This window comes from Bacteroides sp. LFL-34, from assembly GCF_027257075.1.
In the GTDB taxonomy this organism is placed as follows: domain Bacteria; phylum Bacteroidota; class Bacteroidia; order Bacteroidales; family Bacteroidaceae; genus Bacteroides; species Bacteroides ovatus.
In genome coordinates this window covers 54,634-77,047 of the sequence record NZ_JAPQKZ010000002.1, presented here as the reverse complement: position 1 = coordinate 77,047, position 22,414 = coordinate 54,634, and the positions used below count along the sequence as shown (strand labels likewise).

Annotated in this window: 22 protein-coding genes; 1 reads left to right on the top strand and 21 read right to left on the bottom strand. The window is 38.3% G+C overall.

The annotated features are described in order from the left end of the window. Positions 1-11 precede the first annotated feature (11 nt). The 21 genes from N5O98_RS00725 to N5O98_RS00625 form a co-directional block, all read right to left on the bottom strand. Entirely contained in the window at positions 12-1,325 is a 1,314-nt protein-coding gene (locus N5O98_RS00725; protein WP_009039432.1) for a hypothetical protein, read from the bottom strand. Positions 1,326-1,329: 4 nt separating this feature from the next. Next, positions 1,330-3,321, bottom strand: coding sequence for a hypothetical protein (locus N5O98_RS00720; protein WP_009039431.1), 1,992 nt, complete (start codon positions 3,319-3,321; stop codon positions 1,330-1,332). Positions 3,322-3,589: 268 nt separating this feature from the next. After that, entirely contained in the window at positions 3,590-4,042 is a 453-nt protein-coding gene (locus N5O98_RS00715) for a type II toxin-antitoxin system HicB family antitoxin (protein WP_009039430.1), read from the bottom strand. A gap of 40 nt (positions 4,043-4,082) precedes the next feature. Further along, positions 4,083-4,268 (bottom strand): type II toxin-antitoxin system HicA family toxin, encoded by a 186-nt coding sequence (locus tag N5O98_RS00710; RefSeq protein ID WP_005652458.1) that lies wholly within the window; start codon positions 4,266-4,268, stop codon positions 4,083-4,085. 126 nt (positions 4,269-4,394) lie between these two features. After that, a complete protein-coding gene (locus N5O98_RS00705; protein WP_032851143.1) occupies positions 4,395-4,868 on the bottom strand; it encodes an RNA polymerase sigma factor in 474 nt (157 codons plus the stop codon). Positions 4,869-5,252: 384 nt separating this feature from the next. Beyond that, positions 5,253-5,834 (bottom strand): hypothetical protein, encoded by a 582-nt coding sequence (locus tag N5O98_RS00700; protein WP_009039427.1) that lies wholly within the window; start codon positions 5,832-5,834, stop codon positions 5,253-5,255. Positions 5,835-5,836: 2 nt separating this feature from the next. Further along, positions 5,837-9,748, bottom strand: a complete 3,912-nt coding sequence (locus N5O98_RS00695) for a phage tail tape measure protein (protein ID WP_118313732.1) — start codon at positions 9,746-9,748, stop codon at positions 5,837-5,839. Between the two features lie 2 nt (positions 9,749-9,750). Beyond that, a complete protein-coding gene (locus N5O98_RS00690) occupies positions 9,751-9,912 on the bottom strand; it encodes a hypothetical protein (RefSeq protein WP_004311558.1) in 162 nt (53 codons plus the stop codon). Between the two features lie 30 nt (positions 9,913-9,942). Beyond that, positions 9,943-10,464: a hypothetical protein gene (locus N5O98_RS00685; protein ID WP_117512300.1), complete on the bottom strand. Its 522-nt coding sequence runs from the start codon at positions 10,462-10,464 to the stop codon at positions 9,943-9,945. Between the two features lie 49 nt (positions 10,465-10,513). Beyond that, complete coding sequence (locus N5O98_RS00680) at positions 10,514-10,669, bottom strand: hypothetical protein (RefSeq protein WP_004300280.1); 156 nt, start codon at positions 10,667-10,669, stop codon at positions 10,514-10,516. After that, positions 10,666-11,505, bottom strand: coding sequence for a hypothetical protein (locus tag N5O98_RS00675; RefSeq protein WP_004300278.1), 840 nt, complete (start codon positions 11,503-11,505; stop codon positions 10,666-10,668). Before N5O98_RS00675 ends, N5O98_RS00680 begins: the two co-directional genes overlap by 4 nt. Continuing rightward, positions 11,502-12,074 carry a hypothetical protein gene (locus tag N5O98_RS00670; RefSeq protein ID WP_004300276.1) on the bottom strand — a complete coding sequence of 191 codons (573 nt, stop codon included), beginning with the start codon at positions 12,072-12,074 and terminating at the stop codon, positions 11,502-11,504. Before N5O98_RS00670 ends, N5O98_RS00675 begins: the two co-directional genes overlap by 4 nt. Next, entirely contained in the window at positions 12,071-12,613 is a 543-nt protein-coding gene (locus N5O98_RS00665) for a hypothetical protein (protein WP_004300274.1), read from the bottom strand. Before N5O98_RS00665 ends, N5O98_RS00670 begins: the two co-directional genes overlap by 4 nt. 8 nt (positions 12,614-12,621) lie before the next feature. Beyond that, positions 12,622-13,044, bottom strand: coding sequence for a hypothetical protein (locus tag N5O98_RS00660; protein WP_004300271.1), 423 nt, complete (start codon positions 13,042-13,044; stop codon positions 12,622-12,624). 4 nt (positions 13,045-13,048) lie between these two features. Beyond that, positions 13,049-14,623 (bottom strand): phage major capsid protein, encoded by a 1,575-nt coding sequence (locus N5O98_RS00655; RefSeq protein ID WP_004311554.1) that lies wholly within the window; start codon positions 14,621-14,623, stop codon positions 13,049-13,051. Between the two features lie 17 nt (positions 14,624-14,640). Then, entirely contained in the window at positions 14,641-15,702 is a 1,062-nt protein-coding gene (locus N5O98_RS00650; protein WP_004311553.1) for a phage prohead protease HK97 family, read from the bottom strand. Beyond that, the gene (locus N5O98_RS00645; protein WP_008017300.1) at positions 15,656-17,101 is read right to left on the bottom strand and encodes a phage portal protein; all 1,446 of its coding nucleotides are present in this window, start codon (positions 17,099-17,101) and stop codon (positions 15,656-15,658) included. The genes N5O98_RS00650 and N5O98_RS00645 overlap by 47 nt, the downstream gene beginning before the upstream one ends. Positions 17,102-17,227: 126 nt before the next feature. Continuing rightward, positions 17,228-19,243 carry a PBSX family phage terminase large subunit gene (locus tag N5O98_RS00640; RefSeq protein ID WP_004300264.1) on the bottom strand — a complete coding sequence of 672 codons (2,016 nt, stop codon included), beginning with the start codon at positions 19,241-19,243 and terminating at the stop codon, positions 17,228-17,230. A 61-nt stretch (positions 19,244-19,304) separates the two neighbouring features. Beyond that, entirely contained in the window at positions 19,305-19,850 is a 546-nt protein-coding gene (locus N5O98_RS00635) for a terminase small subunit (protein WP_118313731.1), read from the bottom strand. 1 nt (position 19,851) lies between these two features. Further along, positions 19,852-20,415 (bottom strand): phosphoribosyltransferase, encoded by a 564-nt coding sequence (locus N5O98_RS00630; RefSeq protein WP_118313730.1) that lies wholly within the window; start codon positions 20,413-20,415, stop codon positions 19,852-19,854. Next, positions 20,384-21,175, bottom strand: coding sequence for an NAD-dependent epimerase/dehydratase family protein (locus N5O98_RS00625; RefSeq protein WP_004300259.1), 792 nt, complete (start codon positions 21,173-21,175; stop codon positions 20,384-20,386). Before N5O98_RS00625 ends, N5O98_RS00630 begins: the two co-directional genes overlap by 32 nt. A gap of 101 nt (positions 21,176-21,276) precedes the next feature. Here N5O98_RS00625 and N5O98_RS00620 point away from each other — a divergent pair, with 101 nt between their 5' ends. Beyond that, complete coding sequence (locus tag N5O98_RS00620; protein WP_004300254.1) at positions 21,277-22,398, top strand: AbiH family protein; 1,122 nt, start codon at positions 21,277-21,279, stop codon at positions 22,396-22,398. Positions 22,399-22,414: the final 16 nt, after the last annotated feature.

Genomic DNA, 22,414 nt, shown 5'->3' with positions numbered 1-22,414 from the left:
AATTCTCTTTTTTAATCATTTTCATATACCCATACAAGCTCAATGGTCATACCAAGATTATCTATGTCGCAATCATAGACATTATCAAGATAAAGTTGGAACTCCTTCAGAGCACCAATATCTCCACCGTTAATACCTTTCAAGACACATACACCATCCCTACTGATTACACTCCCTTCAATGAGGTTAGTATACGAATCTCCTTTATATAGTACAGCACGCAAATTTATCGAACCGTTGTCCAAATCGTTCTTTAGTCTATCCAGTCCATTAACTGTAAGTTTACCGTAACCTCTTCTACCAATATACTTGTTATCTATGTCAGTCGTCTTGATTGCAATCAAATCCCAATATGAATTTTCATCAACACCTGGGTGATGAATACTGTTGACAGTAACCATAGTATCACTATTAATAGAAACTCCAGTATTAGGAATAGCCTTAGTCATATTGATATATGCTCCGACCTCTGCAACCTCACTTTCTGAACCATACTTGATACTACGTATTCCTTCATCATCTGCTATCCTATAAGCCCCGCTTTGTACACACCTCATAGCAAGCTGGTTATTCCATTCCAAAACTGGATTCATCGTTCTTACCTTCTGTAACATTTGATTGAACACAAAACTCTTCAATCCCTCTATTTGCTGGTTAAGTTCTGGAACATTACTTTCCTTTCTGGTATATCGAACACCATCAAAGTAGACGTAATTACAGCATAAGACACGATTCAATAATTCAGCAAACCACACAGGGCATCCCATCCCATTTCCAAGCGTGAATAATACTGTTGTATATTCGTGGCTGAATAGCTCAACAATATCCTCATCAGAGGTCACGAACTGCTCATTATCCACACCGAACGTCCATCCGTTATCTTTGAAACCACCAGGAACGCGAAAATCAAAAAAGTATTGCATCCCATCTATCCACCAGACAGCATCAAGACGCTGCTTATTATCTTTCATTGAATACTGAATAAGGCTGGTTTCTGATAACTCACATTCATCGTCCGTAACTTTAAAAATCTCACTCGTATTCCCATTAACTGTTACAGTATAGTATCCACATGGAAGCAATGAAATGTTATAGAAATAAAGAATCTTATCATCATTCATCTTCCATGAGCTTAATGATACAGGTGTAGATATATTACTTAAAAGATTATTAATGTAAACTATAGGCTCCTGCTCTTTGGCTGTCAAAATCAATTCAACAAAAATCCTGTCTGTACGTGCGAATAATTGCACATATTTACTCTTCGCTCCAAATTTATCGGTAGACGGAGAAAAAAACAGTGGGGTAAACGGGCTTATAATCATATTTCTAGGCTTTTGTTATTGAACGGACAAATAAATCATACTTCACTCCCTCGTTTCTCTCAACTGTACTACTCACCTCTTTGATGTAGCCCTCGTAAACTAGATCATCTTTTAAGATTTTAATCGTTTCATCATCTGTTGGTGGAATATCTTCATTATAAGTTGTGAATGAAACATCTCCACAAGTTATAATACCACTTTCAACGTTAAAATCATCTTTCATTCCTATACCATTGACAACAACATCACTATTACCGTCAGAAGAAGAATAAGATAGTTTTTTAGTGAACATACCAATATAGCCGGCATTTGCTTGCAATATGCCTCCTTGCCAATACATGGTATTAAACATCGTTTCAGGATCAAGTACACCACTTATTTCCCAACCGCTCCTTATAAGCCTATACTCTTTATATGTTTGTACTCCGCCATTATCATGTAATGTAGTACTGGCACAAACAAAAAACACATCATTGTCACTTTCACTATCCGTTGTATCTTGGCCTCTCTTTTGCGATAAGAATTCAATTCCATAAACATCAGCACGGTAAGGGCTAATCAACTCTAATACATTATCAGTTATATCAATGCCAGTAGTATATTCAGTAGTAAATCGGAATTCGTCACGACCATTCATACTTTCATAGTCCTGTTTATCATATCCTACCCTAACCAAAGAATATATTCTTGATGAATCAACCTTATACTCAAAACTAGAAAAGCTGCTATTTAAATCCTTTACATTGTTATCACTAAACAATTTGTCCCGGTGTTTAAAAAAAACAGTGACACCATTGATCACAGGCACAAAGCCAAAAACTGTTTCCATCCAGTTTTTAAACTTTGTATAAGAAGTATATAGCTTAGCTTGGGGGATTCCACGGATACTTTCAGCAGCTAATATCACGCAATTATCTAACCTTTCATCAACACCTGAAGCTATTTCACCATAGATACCTTCATTTCCACCATTCATGCTTTTAAGCAATCGGTTTAACACATCAATAGGTCTTATTGCATCCACATAGATAGGGTTAGCTCGAGAAGTAAAGCGTGTCTCAAATTTGAAATTACGAAAATAAATATTGCCAGTAGAAGCATTAACTCTGTTAAATGTTACCTTCAAATCAAAAAATAAAGCCTGCCCTTTAGTCAGATGAATCTTGATGGATTCATTCAGATTACTTGGAGTAACATCCCCCTTATTATACCCCCATCTTTTCAACTCGACTAAACGACCATCTTCGTAACGCCCACCTAGAACAATTTCAGCTTTAGTTGTATACGCATCACTATAACTGATATAGTATTCAAAACTAAAATTCAATACTATATCAATGTCGGACAAGGCTTTAACAAATACATTTGGATCATCTTTCGATTCTTGTGGTGCATCATAAAACTCAAGAGGTGAATCCCGTGACGGAAGTTCACCACCAGAAATATATAAGGGAAGCGAATATGTTATAGCTTCTACATATATTCCTTTGTCAATTACAATATATTGCAAAGAAGCATCATTTTCTACAGTATTACCACCTAATGTATGCGGTTGACTATAATTCATACTTACAGAATCATAATAAAGCTGATATACATCTTTTATCTCATCTACCGAATATTCGTACTGCGTTCCTTTGTTAGCCTTTATGATATTAGCGACACTATCATCTATCGAATTAATAGAAACAGCATTTCCATCATAGGTCAATGAACCGAAATCCAGTCGGCAACTGAAGAATTCTTCATAAGTATGAGAATTAGTTATAGTATAAACAGTGATACTAGCATTAGAAGCCAGGTATTTGCTCAAATACTCCTCCAATATGAGATCATAGGCTTCTCCCACAAACTGGAATTTTGAAGTAAAGGTTCTAGTTATTCCTTCAAGTCCGGAGCGTTTACGGGAAAACTTTATTTCATCCCAATTCTGAATACAAGATTTGGGAATATCATAGGAAATACTATCAACTGTAAGTACATATTTACAAAGCATTTTAACTCGTTTTGAACGTTCACGAGCAAATATATAGAAAAAGCCAACCGGTTTCCCGATTGGCTAAATTCTTGAAAATTGCATTTTGCAAAAGCAAGACATAACTATTTATTTTTCAACGCAATAGATAAAACATAAAATAATTATGACTTTCTGCATTCTCAATTTACAAATTAATACTTTCATAAAAAAGCTCCGAACCCATATATAAAGGAACGGAGCCTGCCTTTGTCTTAAAACGGTCTCGCTTCACAGCGGTACACTATCTTTAGAAAGTGGCTGCGGAAAGTTCTTTAGATATACGTTCCACCGCTACCCGTATCTTATCATATTGTTTTTGTCCGGCTACTGTCACACCGGAAGTATATTGTCTCATCAATGAAGCATTGATACCTGCCAACTCTGCAACCTTAGTAACATTCAGGAATGAGAAATAGTTGAAGAAAGACTGCATATCATATTTGTAGATAAACTCCAATTCCGGCATTTCCTTGCCTTCTTCTGCCTGCATCTCCTTTATTTCCTCATATGCTTTCATCATATCCTCTTTCGCGGCTTCCGCCGTATCTCCATACCCTGCCAAACCAAAGCCGGGTAAATCTTCCTCGACAAAGCATGAGTAATACCCATCGCTCGCCTTTTCCATGATTACAGTTACTTTCATATCCATTGCTTTAAAAATAGGAGTACGGCAATATACCGTACCCCATTGTCTCAACATTTACAGTCCTTTAGATAATAAAGCGCAAAAGGTAGGGGGATTACTCCCCCAAAAGAACCTTTCTTGCTTTACGTTCCATTCCGGTAGGCACTTCCTGTTTGCCATGCCTTGACAGGGCAAATTTGTTTCCTGTCTTGGGGCTGTACCAAATATCATGATTAGCCCCATGCCTAAGAACGTAACAACCTGCTGCGGTAAGTTCCGCAAAAAACTGATTGTACTTCATAATGTAAAAGACCGTTTATTTAAGACGATACAAATATAGCGTTTTTGCTATAAACCACCAAATAAAAATATAACTATTTTGCTATATTTATGAAAAAAGTTATTTCCATACACTTTTAATCGATCATCAATATCCAATTTCATGAAGCAGAAACTTCCGACCGGAAGAAATACGACTTCTTACAGTTCCAACAGGAATGTTCAGGATTTCACTTATCTCATCATAAGAATACCCACTAGCATAATACATCACACTATCAATACAACGGGATTTTTTAGCACACCGTTGTATTATGGAAACCAAATCATCAAACAGTATTGAATGAGCTGTACAGTTAGAAATGGCACTTCCGTCTACCATATCAAGCCCTGTAAAATGTATAAGGGAATTTCTATTGTATCTTATTATATAAGTATTCCTCATTATAATAAGGCACCACGGTTGAAGCGGTTTAGAACAATCAAATTTATCACGATTCACAAGTAGCTTATAAACTGTATCACCGGCTAAGTCTTCAGCATCTTGCATGGAACAGCAGAATTTTCTTGCCACCTTTAATATCCAAGGATATATTTCTGATAATTCCTTTTCAAAGTCCATTGTCAGCCCTCCTTATTAGGTGTATCTTCGGTTCGCCATTAATGCACCTTTCCACATATTTCCGGTGCATGATACTTTGTTCGTGCATTTCCTTAGCAGAACGCTCGATTGAACTAATAAGAGTGCCTATATCGGGGGGCAATAAGGCAATCATTTTTTTTACCTCGGACACTTCTGCTGTTATCCGATTACACTTCGTCTCTAATGTACGTAATTCTGACAATAAAACATTGTATAAATGCCTATTTATACAATGGATGCTGTTTTTTTTATTCATAAAAAAGTCGTTTGTGATTCTAAAGGAGATGTACAAACGACTGTATGAAATAATTCGCTTTAATTAAAAATTAATCGAATTACAGCATATATGTAATACCAATATTATCATGTGCTTCTTTTTCTGATCGATATTTCAACATCAGCTTGATGAACGATATTCGCATAGACAGCAGCATTAATTACACGGGAATCAATACTCATTTTAAAGAATGTCATTAGAAAAGCAATCTCTGCATCAAAAGAAGAACGAATTTGTTCAGGAGTAGCCTTACTTCCTTTATGTTCCTCACTGCGTCTCTCCTCATTCCGTTTTTGCTCAAAAATTGCAGAATGAAGTAAATAATCAAGCTTCGATATAACTTGCTCATCACTCATATTTCGGGTATCTACATTTAGTTGACCCAATACCTGACGAACATCATCATAAAAGCCAAGAGAAACAAGAGCCTGACAAATACGAAGACTCAATAGTTTGGCACGTTCTTTCAGCATATCCTCTTTGTCCATTACCATAGCCTTCATATTTGAAGGATTAACAATACTTCTGTATTCAATGAGCAATTTAGATGCTATCTCTTTAAGCGTGCTCTCTGACACAAATTCGCGACCCGAAAGCAAACAAGCATAGTTTCCGCATGAAAGCTCAATGAAATCATTCAATGTTATCTGATTTAATCTTTCAATCATGACTATTTCAGTTTAGATAACTTATACAGTTCAAATTCACGGTTAGAAGCATCCTGACGCTGCATTTTAAGACTCTTCATCAAAAGAAAATTTGTTCTATCAACCCTTTTTTCTAATCGGGAATAATCATTGAAAACAATGGTGTCACCGGAAGAAGATGCAAAATATGTCGGTGAAAATGTAGGAAAGTCCCAATCCGGCATATCAAAATTAGAGATATCTACCTTATCAACATCAGGAAAGACTTGTGCACCTTTAGGAATATCAACTAAAGTTGGAGCATCAGGAGTAATCCATGCTTTTCCGGAATACATGATAACTTCATGTTTACCGGCATCACCAACTAAAGCGGTACCGCCGGGATGCCTATCATTACCTTTAGTACCGTCTGCATAGGAAGGAATAGGAGTTGCAAGAATAGTTGCAACCTGAATTGCTCCCATGGCACCAATAACAATAGATAAAGGAATATTCGGTAAAGCTTCAGTTATTGCCAGTGCAGTGGCTATTCCAGCTTGAGCGACACTAGTCGCCTTTTCCCAAATGGCTTGTTTACGTGCCATTTCTTGTTTTTGTTTTTCTAGTTCAGCATTTTTTGCTTCTGTCAAAGATTTTGCAGCACGTTTACGCGCTTCTGCTTCTTCTTCGGAAATAGCACCTGACTCTGCCAGATTCTCAATTCGTTCAATATCCTCATCATACTTTTCCTCATTAGCTTCCCGCTCTTCTTCTATTTTCTGAATCTGACCATCATAAATAGAAGAGACTAAGTTTCCAATAGCTCCCACAGCTTGAGATGCAGTTTGAAGCCATTTTTTCAAGTTCTTCTGACGTTCTTTCTGTGCTTTCTCATCCGCTTTAGTAACTTTATTGATAGCATCTATTTCTGTTTCTGCTTCTTTTTGGGCAAGGTCCGCTTTCAATTTTGCAAGTTTCTCCTCAAGTTTCTCCCTTTTGTCCGTACTCAAGTTGACAGTAGCAAGTTCGGATTCCAAAGCGTCAATGGCAGCTTCCGAGGTTTTACGTACATAATCTAATTTTAACTGATACTCAAGTTCTGCATACTCCTGCTGGGTTATTTCCTTAGAAGCTAACTGTTTTTTAAGAGCAAGCGTATCCATAACATATGCAGCATCCCGGATTTCCTGCTCATGCGCTGCATTCTCTGCTATTAATTGCACCTGATCGGATGCATGTCTTTCGTAAAGTTCTTGTTTCTTTTTTGCATATTTGTCGTCAATGAGAAAAACATCTTCACCTGTTTTCTCTGCTGCATCAATTTCTGCTTCACGTTGCAACTCCAACTGGTGCAATTTCAAATCAAGTTCTTCCTGGGACCCCTTTTTTACAACAGCAAGAGCGTTCTCAACATCCTTCTTCTCACGATCAGAATTATACTTAATAGTAAACTCATCTAGCTTTTCCTGCATTTCCTTAGCTAAATTCTGACGTGTAGCAATTTCCTCTTTGCTATTACCCTTGACGGCAGCAATCTTCTTCGAGTAAGCAACACCAATTTTAGCAAGTTCTTTCTCCAGTCCCTCATCCATAAGAGCTAGTTCTGACTCCTGATAAGTTTCATGAATTTTCAGCTTCTCTTTGAGAGCTTTTTCCTGTTCACGTTTTTCTTTATCAGTAAGGACTGTTATACCTGAACCATTTTTGTCGTTACCCTTTGGACGGAACTTTTCTGCAATCACATCAAGTCCACGATTAAATTCATCGCTAGATGCTATTTTGAATAAGTTTTTAGAAAATTCCAACTGAGCCTTATCCGCTTTTTCTGCTTCCGATGTGTAATAGCCAAACATTTTAGCAGCACCATTCTTTATCCAAGACATATCTTCAAACTCTGATGTTGCATATTGAGCACGAGTTTTCATCCGTTTTAAAGCTTCTCTCTCTTGGGCCGTTACTTCAATACGTTTATTTTTCATTTGAATAACAGCTTTTGTGTATGCTTGTTCCTCTGTATCACCAGCATCAATAAGCCTCTTATATTCTGCCTGAAAATCTTTTTCTACTTCCAATAACTTTTTGTTCGCATCTTTTTTTGCAAGTGTTCTAAAATTATAATCTATCTTTTCTATTTTTTCTTCAGGAGATTTCAAATCATTGGCGATACCTCTTATTTTATCAGCCATCCAATTAAGAAACTCCTTAGCAGGTCCCGTTGACTCGGAGAAAGAAAGCATAAACGCTTCCCATGCTGAAGATAAGTTAGCAAGAGCTCCATGAACATTATCTCCCATCGTGTGAGCCATATCGCCCAATTCACGTTCTACACCAGTAATCTGTTCTCTAAGTGGTAATATTTTATCAACAGCGGTGAGAAAGGCATTAAAAGCGGCAACACTACGCTTATCAGTTAATTCAAGAGTAGTATTCAAGTCTACCCCTTTTTCTTTTAGCGATTTCAATCCTTCAACTAACTCAGGCAATGTTTTAACGGGCTTACCTAACGCCTTTGCCAGCTTTCCATTACTATCAGCTAAATTTAGAAAAACATTACGGGTAGCAGTAGCAGCCATTGAAGCATCAAAGCCGGCATCCGATAATTTACCCAACAAAGCCAAAGTATCTTCAATACTGAAATTAAAGGCTTTTGCAACCGGTCCAACAATTGGTAATGCAGTAGCGAGATATGAAAACGACAATGCGCTTTTGGTTGTTGCGACAGCCATCGCAGACACATATCTTTCAGTTTCTCTTGTATCAGCATTAAACATACGAAGAGAAGCACCTGCCAATGAAGCCGCATCTGCTAATTCTGCCCCGGTAGCTTGTGCAAATTTTAGAACGTGCTCTGTTGCATCTAATATTTCTTTTCGAGTAAAACCTAGTTTAGCAAGTTCTATTTGCAAATCCGTAGCTTCGGATGCAGTGTATTTCGTTGTAGCACCCAAACGTTGAGCATCCGCAGTTAACTCCTTCACTTTATCAGAAGTGGTTCCTAATATTGCAGCAAGCCTACTATTAGCTAATTCAAATTTAACAATATCACCTACTCCTTCACGCAGTTTTGTAAATAAAGCAACAACTCCACTAACAACAGCTTGTGCACCAATATATCCAGCAGCCCACCCTTTCAATCCTGCACCAACTTTGTTTAGCCCAGGAGCCATCTCCGTTTTAAGCATCATTCCAGCATTCCGGGCAATAATTCCCATGTTCTGCATGGACTTATTACCGTTCTGTATTTCAATCCATGCCGCCTTTACTTCTTCCCGATATGCACCAATGGTCATTTTCTGTTGACTATATCGATCGGAATTTCGCTTTATGTAATCAGTGTTGATTCCAATAGTAGAATTAAGACGGGCAAGTGTACGAATATAGTTTTCATCCGTATCTTTCAAAACATCAACAGCCTTTTGCAGCTGCTTATTCATTTCCTTTGCTTGTGAACGGCTATGTACTTCCTGATTAGTCAAGATAATAGCAGTTCTGATAAGTTTTAAACGTTCTTCTTCAGATAGAACAGCTTTCTTACGAGTAGTATTACCGGCATTCTGCGCTTTTGTCAAGTTAGCTTCTGCTTTAGCAGCCTTTTCCAAGGACACAGCATTATCCGAGTTTGCTTTGGTTAGTTTCTTCAGTTCAGCAGCAGATAATTTCTCTACATTTAGCTTTTCCTCTATCTTCTTACTGACAGTTTGAGTTATTTCAGACTGTCTTCTAAGAGCTTCGGTTAATTCAGCAGATGCAGAACCAGCCGTTTTTGCTTGAGTATTATAAAGGTTACTCAACTTTTCAAGATCAGCAACACCTTCTACATTTAGTTTCAAACCTTTTGCTAATTCTTTGGCCGCATTAACATAATCAGCCCTCACACGCTCAATAGTATTATCAAGCTCCACCAATTTCTGCAAATCGTTCTCATCAACGAAATCTTTTAATTTTAAATCTGCCATAATTACAGGTAATGTCTATATTCAACAATCTTTCCTTTTATCTCAACTCCTAGTTTATCAAAAGCATAGGTACCATCTTCTTTCTGATAAACGACATACATGCAACCATCCAAGACAGCTGCTTTCTTTGCAAGATCACTGATACGTTCCAGTTCACTCTGCATCTTTTTTATTTCGCAACTACAAGCCATTTTCTACCGATATCCACATTCTGAAAAGAAACGTTCCATCCAGGGACGGAGATACATAATATTAAAGTACTCTTTAGCTGTATCACCAATGCCTAAAATCTGCTCACCGTATTTCTTCTCAATAGAACTACCGTCCGTAAATCCTTTCGTTGAGAATCGAAGCCCGGAATCAATTCTATCGGCAGTTATGCTATCATAGAAAGTACCAGTAATAAAGAGGTTAGGTACCTCAACCGGACGCGGTGGCAAATAAAGCATCTCACTTCTAAGAGGTGGAGTTATCCTCTCCTTCCATCGTTTATATTGTTCCGCACGGTTCTGCCAGGGACCGGGCTCGTTAAAATAGGTGTCAGTATCATAATCAGGATTCAATAGATGTTCAGTACCGTCCAGACCGGAATATAATTGTTCCTGAATGCAATCAACGAGTACATTCTTATGTTCTTCCATACACCTAATACATTCCTCTTCAAACTCGGATGCAATGGAATGAATAACTCTATGTAATTCATCAAAATCTGCCATACAGTAAAAATATAACGGGCCGGGCTGTAATCACACCCCAGCCCGTCGGTTACTTAGTTATCGCATCGTACACTTCCGAGAGCTTCTTCTTGCGGTCAGCTTCCTTCAGTTCCTGCCACACGACTTTAATGTGTGCATTAATAAACTCTTCCTTCGTCATGCCCTTCACAGCAACCTCGACGAACGTAACATTATCTACCTTCATGACACCTGCTCGATACCTCTGATTCCTTTTTCATACAATACAGAAGGAGCTTTCAACGAAGGAACCGCCCCGGCTTTAGGAACAATGGTAATGATACCATCCGAATATGTAGCGGAAGTTACGTTATTCATAACTTCAGCAGCACCATCAGCAATAAGACTGCCAAATTCTTCTGTACGGTCATAACCACCAACAACTTCAACTATTTTGTAAGTATTTTCGGCCTCCAACTTTTGAAACACAACATCAACCAAGCCTTTAACGAAATTCTTGGGATTGAAGTCTAACTGCACGTAGTCAAAGTGCAATTGGCTGTCTTCCACATCTTCATGTGAAAAACTAACAGTCATCGCAGACTTAGCACTACTGGTCGGGTACTGTGTCACGGTCGGGTAAACAGTAGACATCGGAATACCGGCAAGGATATCAGTGTCATCATTATAACCGATCAACATATTATCCTGATTCCAAAAGTAAACGTCCCATCCTTTATTGGCACATTTCAGAAGCTGGGCATTCAAAACCTCATCAAATTTCTTCAAAGTGAAGGTGTCTGTTTGAGCGCTAAGCCCGTTGTATTCACTTGCACCGTACCCTACAGGATTAACTTGAGGCTCTCCACCATTCTTGGCATACTCCAGGAATGGCAAAATAGGGTAAATACGCCCGGGACGGTCTGCATGGCACAATTCGAGCAACTTCTCACCTGTTATATCAGCAGGGAGTTTGACACCATGTTCTGTCAAGATAGCACCTTTGACCTTTTTCCAGTCAATGCTACAAGCAGAACTACCAGTGTTCATCCGGGAACCCTTACACGTTCTAATCTTTCTCATTTTCTTCTACAATTAAGATTATTAATTTTTATTTCCATCGAGCGTATATTTATGGCATCAATCGGCTCGCTCACAGCCTCACCGGAATCTGTATAGGCTCCGTATCTGCCATATGAATAGTTTTCTGAATAACTATGTTTCACTTTTTCGTCATAGTCGCAGTCGAACCGAGAATCTTCATATAATACTTCCAATAAACGTTTATAGATTGGCCGAAGGATATTTTTAAAAGATGTGGTTCTGCGCATCTCATTGCTCCACTCTTTACAAGAAGAACATGCTATAATTAACGAAACCTTTGCTTTTGAAAAATAATCCGCATCACCTCTATCCTCACTAATTGGAGTGAATAGTGCAACCAATGGAAACTTCCTTTCAGACTGGGCAGAAGACTTACTGTATTCATCTAAAATATCTTTGATATATTGACTGCTACCGAAGATGTAATTCAACCTTGGGGACTTCATAACTTTAGTTCCCCCTTTCCCATTTGGATAGAGAATTTCAAGCCCTTCTGGAAGTTCCTTTACAATCTCCTCAAACAGTTCTGTTATATCTAAATCTATCATAAATTGAAAGCATTAATTGGGGTCAAAAGATTCTTGGTTATTTTCACATCGAAAGGACAATCATTCGACATAGCCCATTCAACAAACTGTTTATTCTTCTCTACCATGCTATTCCATGTGCTTACTTGTCTCTTCAAAGGAGCTATATATTCATTAGCACATTTCAAACGGACAAGCCCGGTTATTGTAGCCTGGGTGTTTGCGTCACGAAGAATATGATAAAAGACATAGTCAGCGAACGGTTCACACAGCTTCTCGCATAATACTGCATATCCGGACTGGGGGGCTTCCTTCTCTTCTGAAATATCAACTTCATCTGAAGAATCTTCCTTTTCCCGTTCAATAAGCTCCAAATAATCTGTGATAGCTTGGGAAAGAGTCACACCAACAACATTCCGGAGAAATTCGGGCTGAAATGCCTTAATATACCCATTTATCACCTCATTCACAGCAAGAGATTGGGGCGAAGGCATTTCAGCGACCGAAACATTCTCAATATGCCTGGGACCTGACATAAAATATGAAACATCAATCAACATAGCGATAGTTATTTAGAAGTCTTGCCTTTCCCGGTTTTCTTTTCATCTTCCACGGAAACGGCTTTATCATCTGTAACAGTTACCTCCTTGGCATCTTCCTCTTGCAAATCTTTTGAATCGGCAACCGGAAGATTCTTTTCATCAGAAGGCACCTGTACTTCAAGTTCTGCAATGCGAGCTTTCATTGTTTCACGCTCTTCTGTCAGTTCAACAATTGTCTTATCTTTCTCTGCAATGGATGCAGTAAGCCTGCCAATCTCTTCATTTTTCTCTGCAAGCATACATTCCAATGTCTTTCGGGCATCTTCTTCTGTAACAAGACCACATTCGGAAATAGGGATGAGTTGAATCATCCCTCTATTAATCCGAATGCGTTGCTCTTTAAGCACATTGGTTACATCCTTATCGTTACCTCTAAGTATGTAATCCATAATCCTACGCTTTAGTTATTGCAGTCTTCAATGCGGCCAAATCCCCATAAGCGAAAGCCCACGGCATATAAATCGGGAAGATAACTTCTTCTTGTGCCATCAGCACAACCTCATTGCAAAGCTTGGTCTCCACATCTTCAGCCCATTCAAGTGTCAAAGTGGTATAATCAACCAAATTTGCGGCTTGGTTAAAGTCACCCAAAAGATACTTACCTGGAAGAATACCACCATACTCGATAATCGGACGACCGGCAATATATTTCACCCCATCAACCATTTTAACGATACCAAGATTACGTCCTGTCGTATCTTTCTCTGATTCCATACCGTTAACAGTCATTGGATTAAGAATAATAGCATTCGGAAAATACTGGGCATATGTCATTGCGGCGAAAGCTGTTTTCACTACATCTTCAGAGTTGGGTTCCTCAATGTTCTTAAAGCCGGCTTCATGAACACTGAATGTCATTTTATCCGTAGCCGTTTCAGCACCGGAGAACGCGACACCAGGAATAAGGATACGACCATCTTCCATTTTCACAAGAGCGTGTGTTTTGTTCAGTTCTGTAAGAACAGCGGCGCCAGCGAACGTGATACTCATTCCATCAAGAATCAAATCCTGTGGTTCTGCAAACTCTACAATCACATCCTTATCACCGTTATATCCGGTAATAGCTTTTACAGCACCGGCGGCACCTGTAACAATGGCTGTACTAATAATCTTCTCTACAGAAGTCACCCCAGTATTATTAATAATACCAAGCAAATTCTCACCATTACCGTCACCAAACAAAATGTTCCAGTCTTCTGCCATCCAAACAGCTTCAGGAAGCATGTTCAAGATGTAGGAACGAATGTACACTCTTGATTTCAACATACGTTTTGAGATACGGATATGAGTACCAAGGCGCTTAGTTCCTGTCTGTATCTCTTTTACCTTGATACTTGATTCCGGTAAACGACCGTTCTCTGTTACAAAACGGGCATTGCGGTTGAAAGCATATACTTGCGCATAGGCGAGTTGAGGATATGCAGGATCAGCTGTCAGCGTCGTTAATACATCACGCATATGCAACTTTTTGTTGGCAACCTGAGTCACAACACGTTTCTGTTGTTGAGTAATCAACAAATCACCGGTGTAATTGTCAGTCATGGAAACGACATCTTTCAAGGAGAAGCCGTCAAATTCTCCTGATTTGCGTGTTTTTCCTTCTGCGAAATCTCTGAATTTTTCAGAATCAAGCATCTCGTTCAATTTCTCGTCAAACTTGTTGATAGTATCCATAGAAAGACCTTTCTGCTTCATTTTCTCGATACTTTCACCAAGAGTTTTAACTTGTTCTACAAGTTGCTCGTTGTCCTTTACCAATTGCTGGAACTTTTCTCCATCATAGGCTTTCAATAGATTATTGATGTCACCAAACTGTTTCGTTACCTCCTCCGGTGAGGCAAATCCTTCAAGTGACTTGTTAACTACTTCACACATCATGCCGACGATGTTTTCCATGAAAGTTTTCTGTTCTGCCGGCAGACCGTCTGTTTTCAGATTAAAATCTGATACTGTAAATTTTTTAGGCATAAAATTTAAATTTTAAGTTATTTATTCTCGAAACAGCTATTCAAACTCTTGAAATCAAGTAAAGTGCCATTATCAGCGGCTTTAATCGTTACTTCATCGTTCCCATTTTCCCCGTCATTCTTTTCTTGAGTGTCAACAGACGGCTCATTTTTTCCGGTGGTATTTTCAGAAGTGTTTTGCAGAATAGCATTCGAACGATATACTTTTCCCCAACAGTGGGGACATCTTACATAATTCATAAGGTCTTGTAGACCCTTTTGAGTAAATTCTTTCTTTTCTGATTTGACAGAATCAATAAGAGAAATTACTTGGGTTCTAATCTCCGGAGTGAGCTTCTCCATTTCTTCCCTTACAATGTCCTGCGTTATCCATCTCTGATAATCAGCAGCATAATCTAATACCTGTTGGGCAAAGGTATGCTCTGTTTCTGCATCATAATCAAATTGATAACCACAATGAGGACATGAGACAACGGCACCACCGTTGAGGCTCTTCAGTAATAAACTTAATTCCATATCGTATCCTTTTAAACGTTCATCACTATATCCATGCTGCAAGAACGCTTTCCGGACGAAATCAACAGCTTCCTTTACCTGGTCAGCAGTAGCAGACTTGATATTCACAAGGAACGTCTGTGGATTACTCCCCCAACTTGTCAATGTTGAATATTCCATCATACGCCATTCAAGCACCTTACAAGGATCGATAGAATCCCTTTTGATGGCTTTTACTCCGATAGAGTGTTCTAGGGTTCTTCCATTCTCTGCAAACAGCTTATAATCAGCTAACGTATCACGGCCAATCTGTTTTTCAAGATTTAACTGACCGACCATAACCAAATTACCTTCTGTTTCCTTACCACTCAACGGAACACCTAACAACTGGTCTGTACGATGATTCAGGAACCAACGCATCCGACCAATATTTTCTTTCAATGTCTTATTGAATGAGCCGGGCATAGATATGTCATTTTGTGAGTCCTTCACACCGATACCGTTCACCGCAACGGTAACGATACCCTTCTCATCAACATCATTTGCCTTTGTCTTGTACTGAAGGCTTTTGATTTTCTCTTCCATCTTTTTCATCTCCACTTTTAGTGTTAAAAACTCGATTTACTTTATCCAGTTCCTCATCTGACATATCAAATTTCAATTTGTCAAACAAGGGATTTTCTATCATACTTTCGCCTATTTGGGCACGCCAGTCATTGAGTGTTATAAGCCCACATGAGAATTGTTCACGACAACGTTTATTTATATTTGTCTTTACGTCTTCGGATTCTTTCAATCCTTCCTGCAAACAATCAACATCAGAGAAATCACAATCCAAATAATATCCCCCTCCTTCAAGACCAAGGAAAGCTGTAAAATCCTTGCAGAATTGTTTGGCCATAGGAATAACAGTTGAACAATATACGCTCTTTTCAGCAGTAGCCTGATTGCTAAATGTGGACTGGTCTTTTCGCGGAACAAGAACGGCAGGGATGCCGTATGCCCCTGCAATATTTATTGCATCAGCCAAAGTCTCTTCAAACGGCTGTAACTCTGCAATAGAAAGATTAGTACGAACAAAGTCAATGTCTGCATCTGAAATACCATAAGGTACCTGGCCCTTCCTTACACCATACTTCTCAAAATTTTGCTTCAAAAGCTGTTCCTTTTCATCGTCAGTCAACGCTATTGAACCGGTAGCATCAGTTTTCTTACTTACAATAAAGCCCAATCCACCCCGCTTTACATAAATCACATTTCTAGCTTCATATACAGCTATTAAATTTGACATTGGCTTATTTTGGGAAGCAAGACGACTTTTGGACTTCAAGAACATAGCCCCTGAATAGAACTCTGCACTTCCGTCTCTATCATGCCATATTTGGTATGGAGGAATTTCCAAACTACCATTCCAACCATACTCCAAACGATAGCTACGAATAATATCTTCTGTTTGGGCAATACCAAACAATGGCATATTCCCGTAAACAGGTTCTACAATAGTCTTATCAGAAGGTAGCACCCAATAATTATCGCAATATCTCCATTTTTCAGCTGTAGAAAAGACATCAGGCATAGCGGCACGAATAAAGCTATTCCCTGTACACAATTTATAAATATGGTGCTGATAAATCAATTCTTTCCAACGCATCAAACAATTAGGACGACTAAGTATGCCATTCATTCGTTTATTCGCCCATACTATACTGTCATCCTTAGTTTTCTTCAATTGAAAATTAGCACCTGCAATTCGCGATGCAATATAATCGATCGGGAAAAAGACTTCAGGTATCGTACTGAATAGCGTTAGATAGTTACTGCCCGCTACAATAGGACTAGTAAGGTCCTCAATGTATGCAACTGACCATTTTTCAGCCTTGCCACTTTGAGTATCTATATCCTTATTTTCAGATGAAGTAACTATTTCAACTTCACCTTTAGTCTTAGATTTCTTTCCAAATAGATTATCAAAAAAAATATTCATTGGGTTCCTTTTTGAGCAAAACTAAGTAAAAAGGAAAACCGTTTTCCAAAACACTAAAATCTTGAAATTACGAAAACATAATACCAACAACATAACATCCTTATTTTCAATCATATATAACGTAATTCAATTCAAACCTAATTTTACAACGAACTGTACTAGCCCACTCAAAACTGCACTGGCCTCTTTTGTTTCACTATCTTTATTATAGTCCATCAGGTTATTCATGAAGGCAACATATTCCGTATCAGATTCTACTTTTGATGCAGAAAAAAGAATACTATTTTTCACATAATCAGATGTTGCAGCAATACGCTTATCTACATCCGGAAACTCTTTCATTACACGAATCTCCTTGTTTGTACTAGAACGGAGTTCCCGGATAAAAGGGAAATAAGCATCTGTACATTCAATTACACATGAATCAGATTCATGGGACAAAATAGAAGAACGTATATCTTCTGTTGAAGTAGTATCCATAAATACGACATCAACAACATGCCATTTATTTCCACATCTAAACGCTTGTATAAGGACAAATTTCCCATTAACATTCGGCATCACATATAGAATCTTCTTAGTGTATTTACATTCGGTATCTGGATTGAAGAAATTAATAGTGCCATTACAAGCATACAAGTTTCTTTTTCGCCGGTTACTAAACTCTATATACTGCTCACTACACAAATCCACAACGACATATCGGAACGTATCAGACAGGTGCCCGTGCTCCTCATAAGTCTGCAAGGTAGTTTTATTCTTGACCTTAGTTTTAAGAATGGCACCGTTAGCATCTTTCTGTACGCTCATGTAGTCCTCAATAGATACCGAACATGATTCGTCAATGTATATCTCTATACCGGGAACAGTACAATCAAAGATAGCATTGATAAACTCACCGGTCATGGCAACACTCGGATTCTTATTGCCTACCTTATCCTCAATCTCGAATCCTTCTTTCTGCAATGTATCTATGAATAAGTCCATCCAAGAACGTTTTTCATCATCAATGCTATTGGCCACCTTTGTTGAGGCATCCCCGTGTAGGTAGACTTTATCACTATACCTGATATCTTTCAGATACTTGGCTACAAGTTTAGAGGACTTCTTTACTGTATTGTTAGGATTTTCGGCGCATGTCTCATGGAACTGCCAAACCTTGATACCGGTAGTGAAATCTACTTGCCAGTACGACACACTGATATATGGCAGTACGTTATTATCTACTGATATATGAATAGGCAGGTCCGGGATATATTTATGTTCACCGGAATGTTTGCCACGGTTGAACGAACCGAAGAACTCGCTACCGGTACGAATAACACCCCACTCTCCCAATGCGTACACATTGTAATAATCCGGATCGTGGACTCTATCATACTCAAAGTCGGCAACACATTGCTCATCATAGAAACCATACGTACCGTCAGGACTACCGACCACCCAAAAATTATTCAAATAGGTAGATTGGATAATAACTGTATTAGGTGCCTGTTCCTCGATTTGCTTAGTACGAAGATTAAGTATTTGCCTGGGTGCATTCTTCTTTACGGATTTGACCTTGGTAAGTTCTTTCGGCAACTCTTTGCCGGCAATGGTAACTGTCATCGGTACATCATGCCATTTGTCTTTATCAATGAACTCTTTCTTTATCCAGTGGCTTTCACTGATCGGATTAAAGGTACAAATAATTTGCTGCCCTTTCTTACCACGCAAACGCTTACGTAGCTGCTTGAAATCCGGATGCTCGAACTCTGACCATTCCTCTAACTGAACACGCTTATAATTGGAGATACCTTTTATCTTTTCCGGATCGTCAAGACCGGAAAAATCTATCTTCGCACCATTAACCAGACACTTAATAGTATTCTGTTGGAACTTGAACAAATGGGATATGCCAAGACCGGCCGCAGCGACTTTATAATCTTCATAAATGGTTTTGAGAATAGAAGCTCCTACTTTACGCATGACAAGAGTGTTCTCACCATCCTGTAATGTCTGTATCAGTATTGTTTGTGCCACACTATACGACTTACCGGAAGATGAACCTCCATAGAGAATGATAAAACGGATAGTCTCATCATTCAAGTACTTCAATAGATAGAATCCGTTAGGATTTAGCTTCTTATAATTTATAACCATATTGTTCTAAAAGTAAGGTTTCTCCGTAGGGTGAATACTGGATTTTGCAGTTCAAATTGTTCTATTCTTCCGAATCCTCATTATCTTCAAATCCGATACGAAGTTCACCGACTTTATTTCCGTCTCCACCTTTGATGTTGACATTCTTATCGGCTTCCCATCCATTCCAGGCACCAAGAATCCGGGCGGCTTCTGTCTTGCCGTTGAACTCATAATTAACCACTCCTCTATTATTCTGAATCTTCTTCAACGCATTACGGGCACGCTTTGGAAGTTGGGACGGACTTCTCATCTTTGTTTTCCCGGTAACAGGGTCTACATAATGTAAATCATCGGGATCAGCGAGTACAATATCCATTAATACCTTCTCGACCGTTTTCCTCTCTACTTCAGTCTCTTTCGCCCTCTGTTGCTTAATCTCACTTATCCTTGCACTAACCTTGCTATTGGCTAACAATCTGCTAGCAGCACTCCAAATCGTTTCAGGTTTCATCTTTGACGCATCATAAGACATCCTATATGCTTCACTAGCATTACCTTCTGTATCAACGTAGTATTTACAGAATTTCTCTTGCTTGAATGTTAATGGTTTCTCTTGCTTTCCCATATCAATTGTTATTTATTCCTACGAGAAAAAGAAGCTGCTCTCTATCCTTTAAAAGCTCATAGGTGGCAAGCAGTGTGCTGCCAGTTGTTAATATGTCATCGTACACTATTATCTTCTTTTCCTTTATCGGACGAAGAAGAAAGAATTCCGGATTCAATCTATCTTTAGTTAGGCACTGAATTGCATTCTCATAGAATGGTATTTTCACCGCCCCAGCTATTTTCGTGCAGATAGAGGTTGCAAAATGAAAGCCCTCGTAGTGTCTCCGTCGCGGTGTGGTGACTATACACCATCCTTCACATCCCCCTACAATGAAGCGGTGGAGAAACTCACACGCTCTCTCTGCAAAGAATGATGCAAGTTCCTCCGACTGTTTAATTTCTGAAAAGCTGGTACCGGTCTTGGAACGGGTGAACTGGGAGATGTAATAGATATCACCCTTTTTATGAAGTGACACCTTTTCTCTCAAATCACATAACCGTTCCTGATGAGACCAGCTCTTACCTTTCACCGCTTCCGGCTTATCCCAGTCGTCAATACGACATATCTTTCCCTTTCCTTTCATCAAAGATCTTCTTTACTCCGTCCTCGACAGATGTGTAAGACAAAGGTACTAAATAGATATCCCGGTTCACCGACTGCTCCAAATTGTCAAAATCTCGTTTTTTATTAATCAACTCTATTTCAATCGGTTTGTAGTATTTTACTAAAGAAGCAAAATACATAGTAGTCACAGGTTGAACGTTACAAATATTGATAAGTTGCCGGTTACAACCCACCGAATAGATAAGCCCCTCAATGACATCATCTATGTAAGTGAAGCACCGGATATTCTGACCACAGTTGTATAATGACACGTTTTCCTTTTCCATCAGGAACCAGAGAAGAGTTCTTTTTCGCGGATTAGGTCCATATACATTATGCAGCCGGCACCCGGTCGCAGCCTTACAATAGATAGATGCATACTGTTCATCAAAGTACTTACTTATACCATAGAGACTTGTTGTGTTCTCCGGGTTCGCGGTCGATGAACTGGCATATACTAATTTTACATGGTATTGGTTACATGCATCGGCTATGCACATAAAGGTATCAATATTATCTTTCCGGATCTGTTCCAGATTTCCATTGAATACACTTGTTTGTGCTGCCAGGTGAAATACACAGTCGATATCACCGTACTTTAGAAGTTCACATACTTTTGAAGCTTCAGTACCGTTCTTTCGATCGATACCTATCACTTCAACATTTCTTTTCGCTAATTCTTGGCAGAGGGCTTTACCTATGAAGCCTTCACTGCCAGTTACAATCATTTTTCTCATCATCACAAAAAAATAAAGGTGTATCGGATAACCAATACACCAAAGGTTCAACAATTATATAAATTTCAGTTCTTATTATCATAATCTTTCCTTACTTTTGCAGTATGAATAAAGATAGAAAAAGAGTTCTGATAATAGGTAACGGATTTGACCTTTGTTTAGGCAGAAAGACTTCATACAAGGACTTTTGCCAATCTGAATTTTGTCCCAAAGACTACCCATCTCCTTTAATCAAACATTTAAATGACAAATGGAACGATAATTTAGATGCGGTCAAGTGGTATGATTTGGAGAATGAACTAAGTTATTATTATACTAAAATTAAGAATAATAATGGGCATCCATTCGATTTATATAATAGCACAGAAAGAAAAATATTAGAAATGATACATGCCTATCATGGTATTTCTGAATATAATGATTTAATACAAACAAATGCTGAGACTGTTAATAGACTATTAAAGATAGGCGTATTATCCAAACCTGGACTTTCTTACATAATCTGTTTATCACATGAAGATGTGCTAAATTCTCCAATTGAACGAGATAAAAAAGCCGTACAGTTGATTAAAGTTGGGTTAATGCAATACCTAATAAAAATTCAAAAAGAAGCTATTAATGAAAACTCCATAGCTGCTACAGTAGCAAGAACATTTATCAAAAGCAATGTAAATGATGAAATTGTCATATACTCTTTTAATTATACAAGTTTTGGAGCAATAGCTCCCAACTCTAGTTTTGCTATGGAATTTAATGATGCAGTTAAGTATGTACATGGCTTATGTTTAGACGGGAATATCATTTTAGGAACAAGAGATGAAAACATAGACAAAAACTATGATTTTATACAGAAATCATTTGATTCCCAATATAATCCCCCAGCTATGGTATATGATTTAATGGATGCTGATGATATTACAATATTTGGGCATTCATTAGGCATAAATGACAGCCAATATTTTAAAGCCTTTTTTGAAAGACAATCTTCATCCACTAATCCCCAAAAGAAGAATATTACAATATTCACTAAAGACGCAAAATCGGAAATTGAGATAAAACGCTCACTACAAGAAATGACAAATTGGAATTTGACATCTTTATATGGATTGAATAATCTCCAAATAATTAAAACAGATGAATGTGTCAATAATCCAACCTTATTAAGAAAATACATCAAAATGTATGTTGACAATGAAGAAGATATTGACAGTATAATTCATATCTAACTATTATGTTACTATT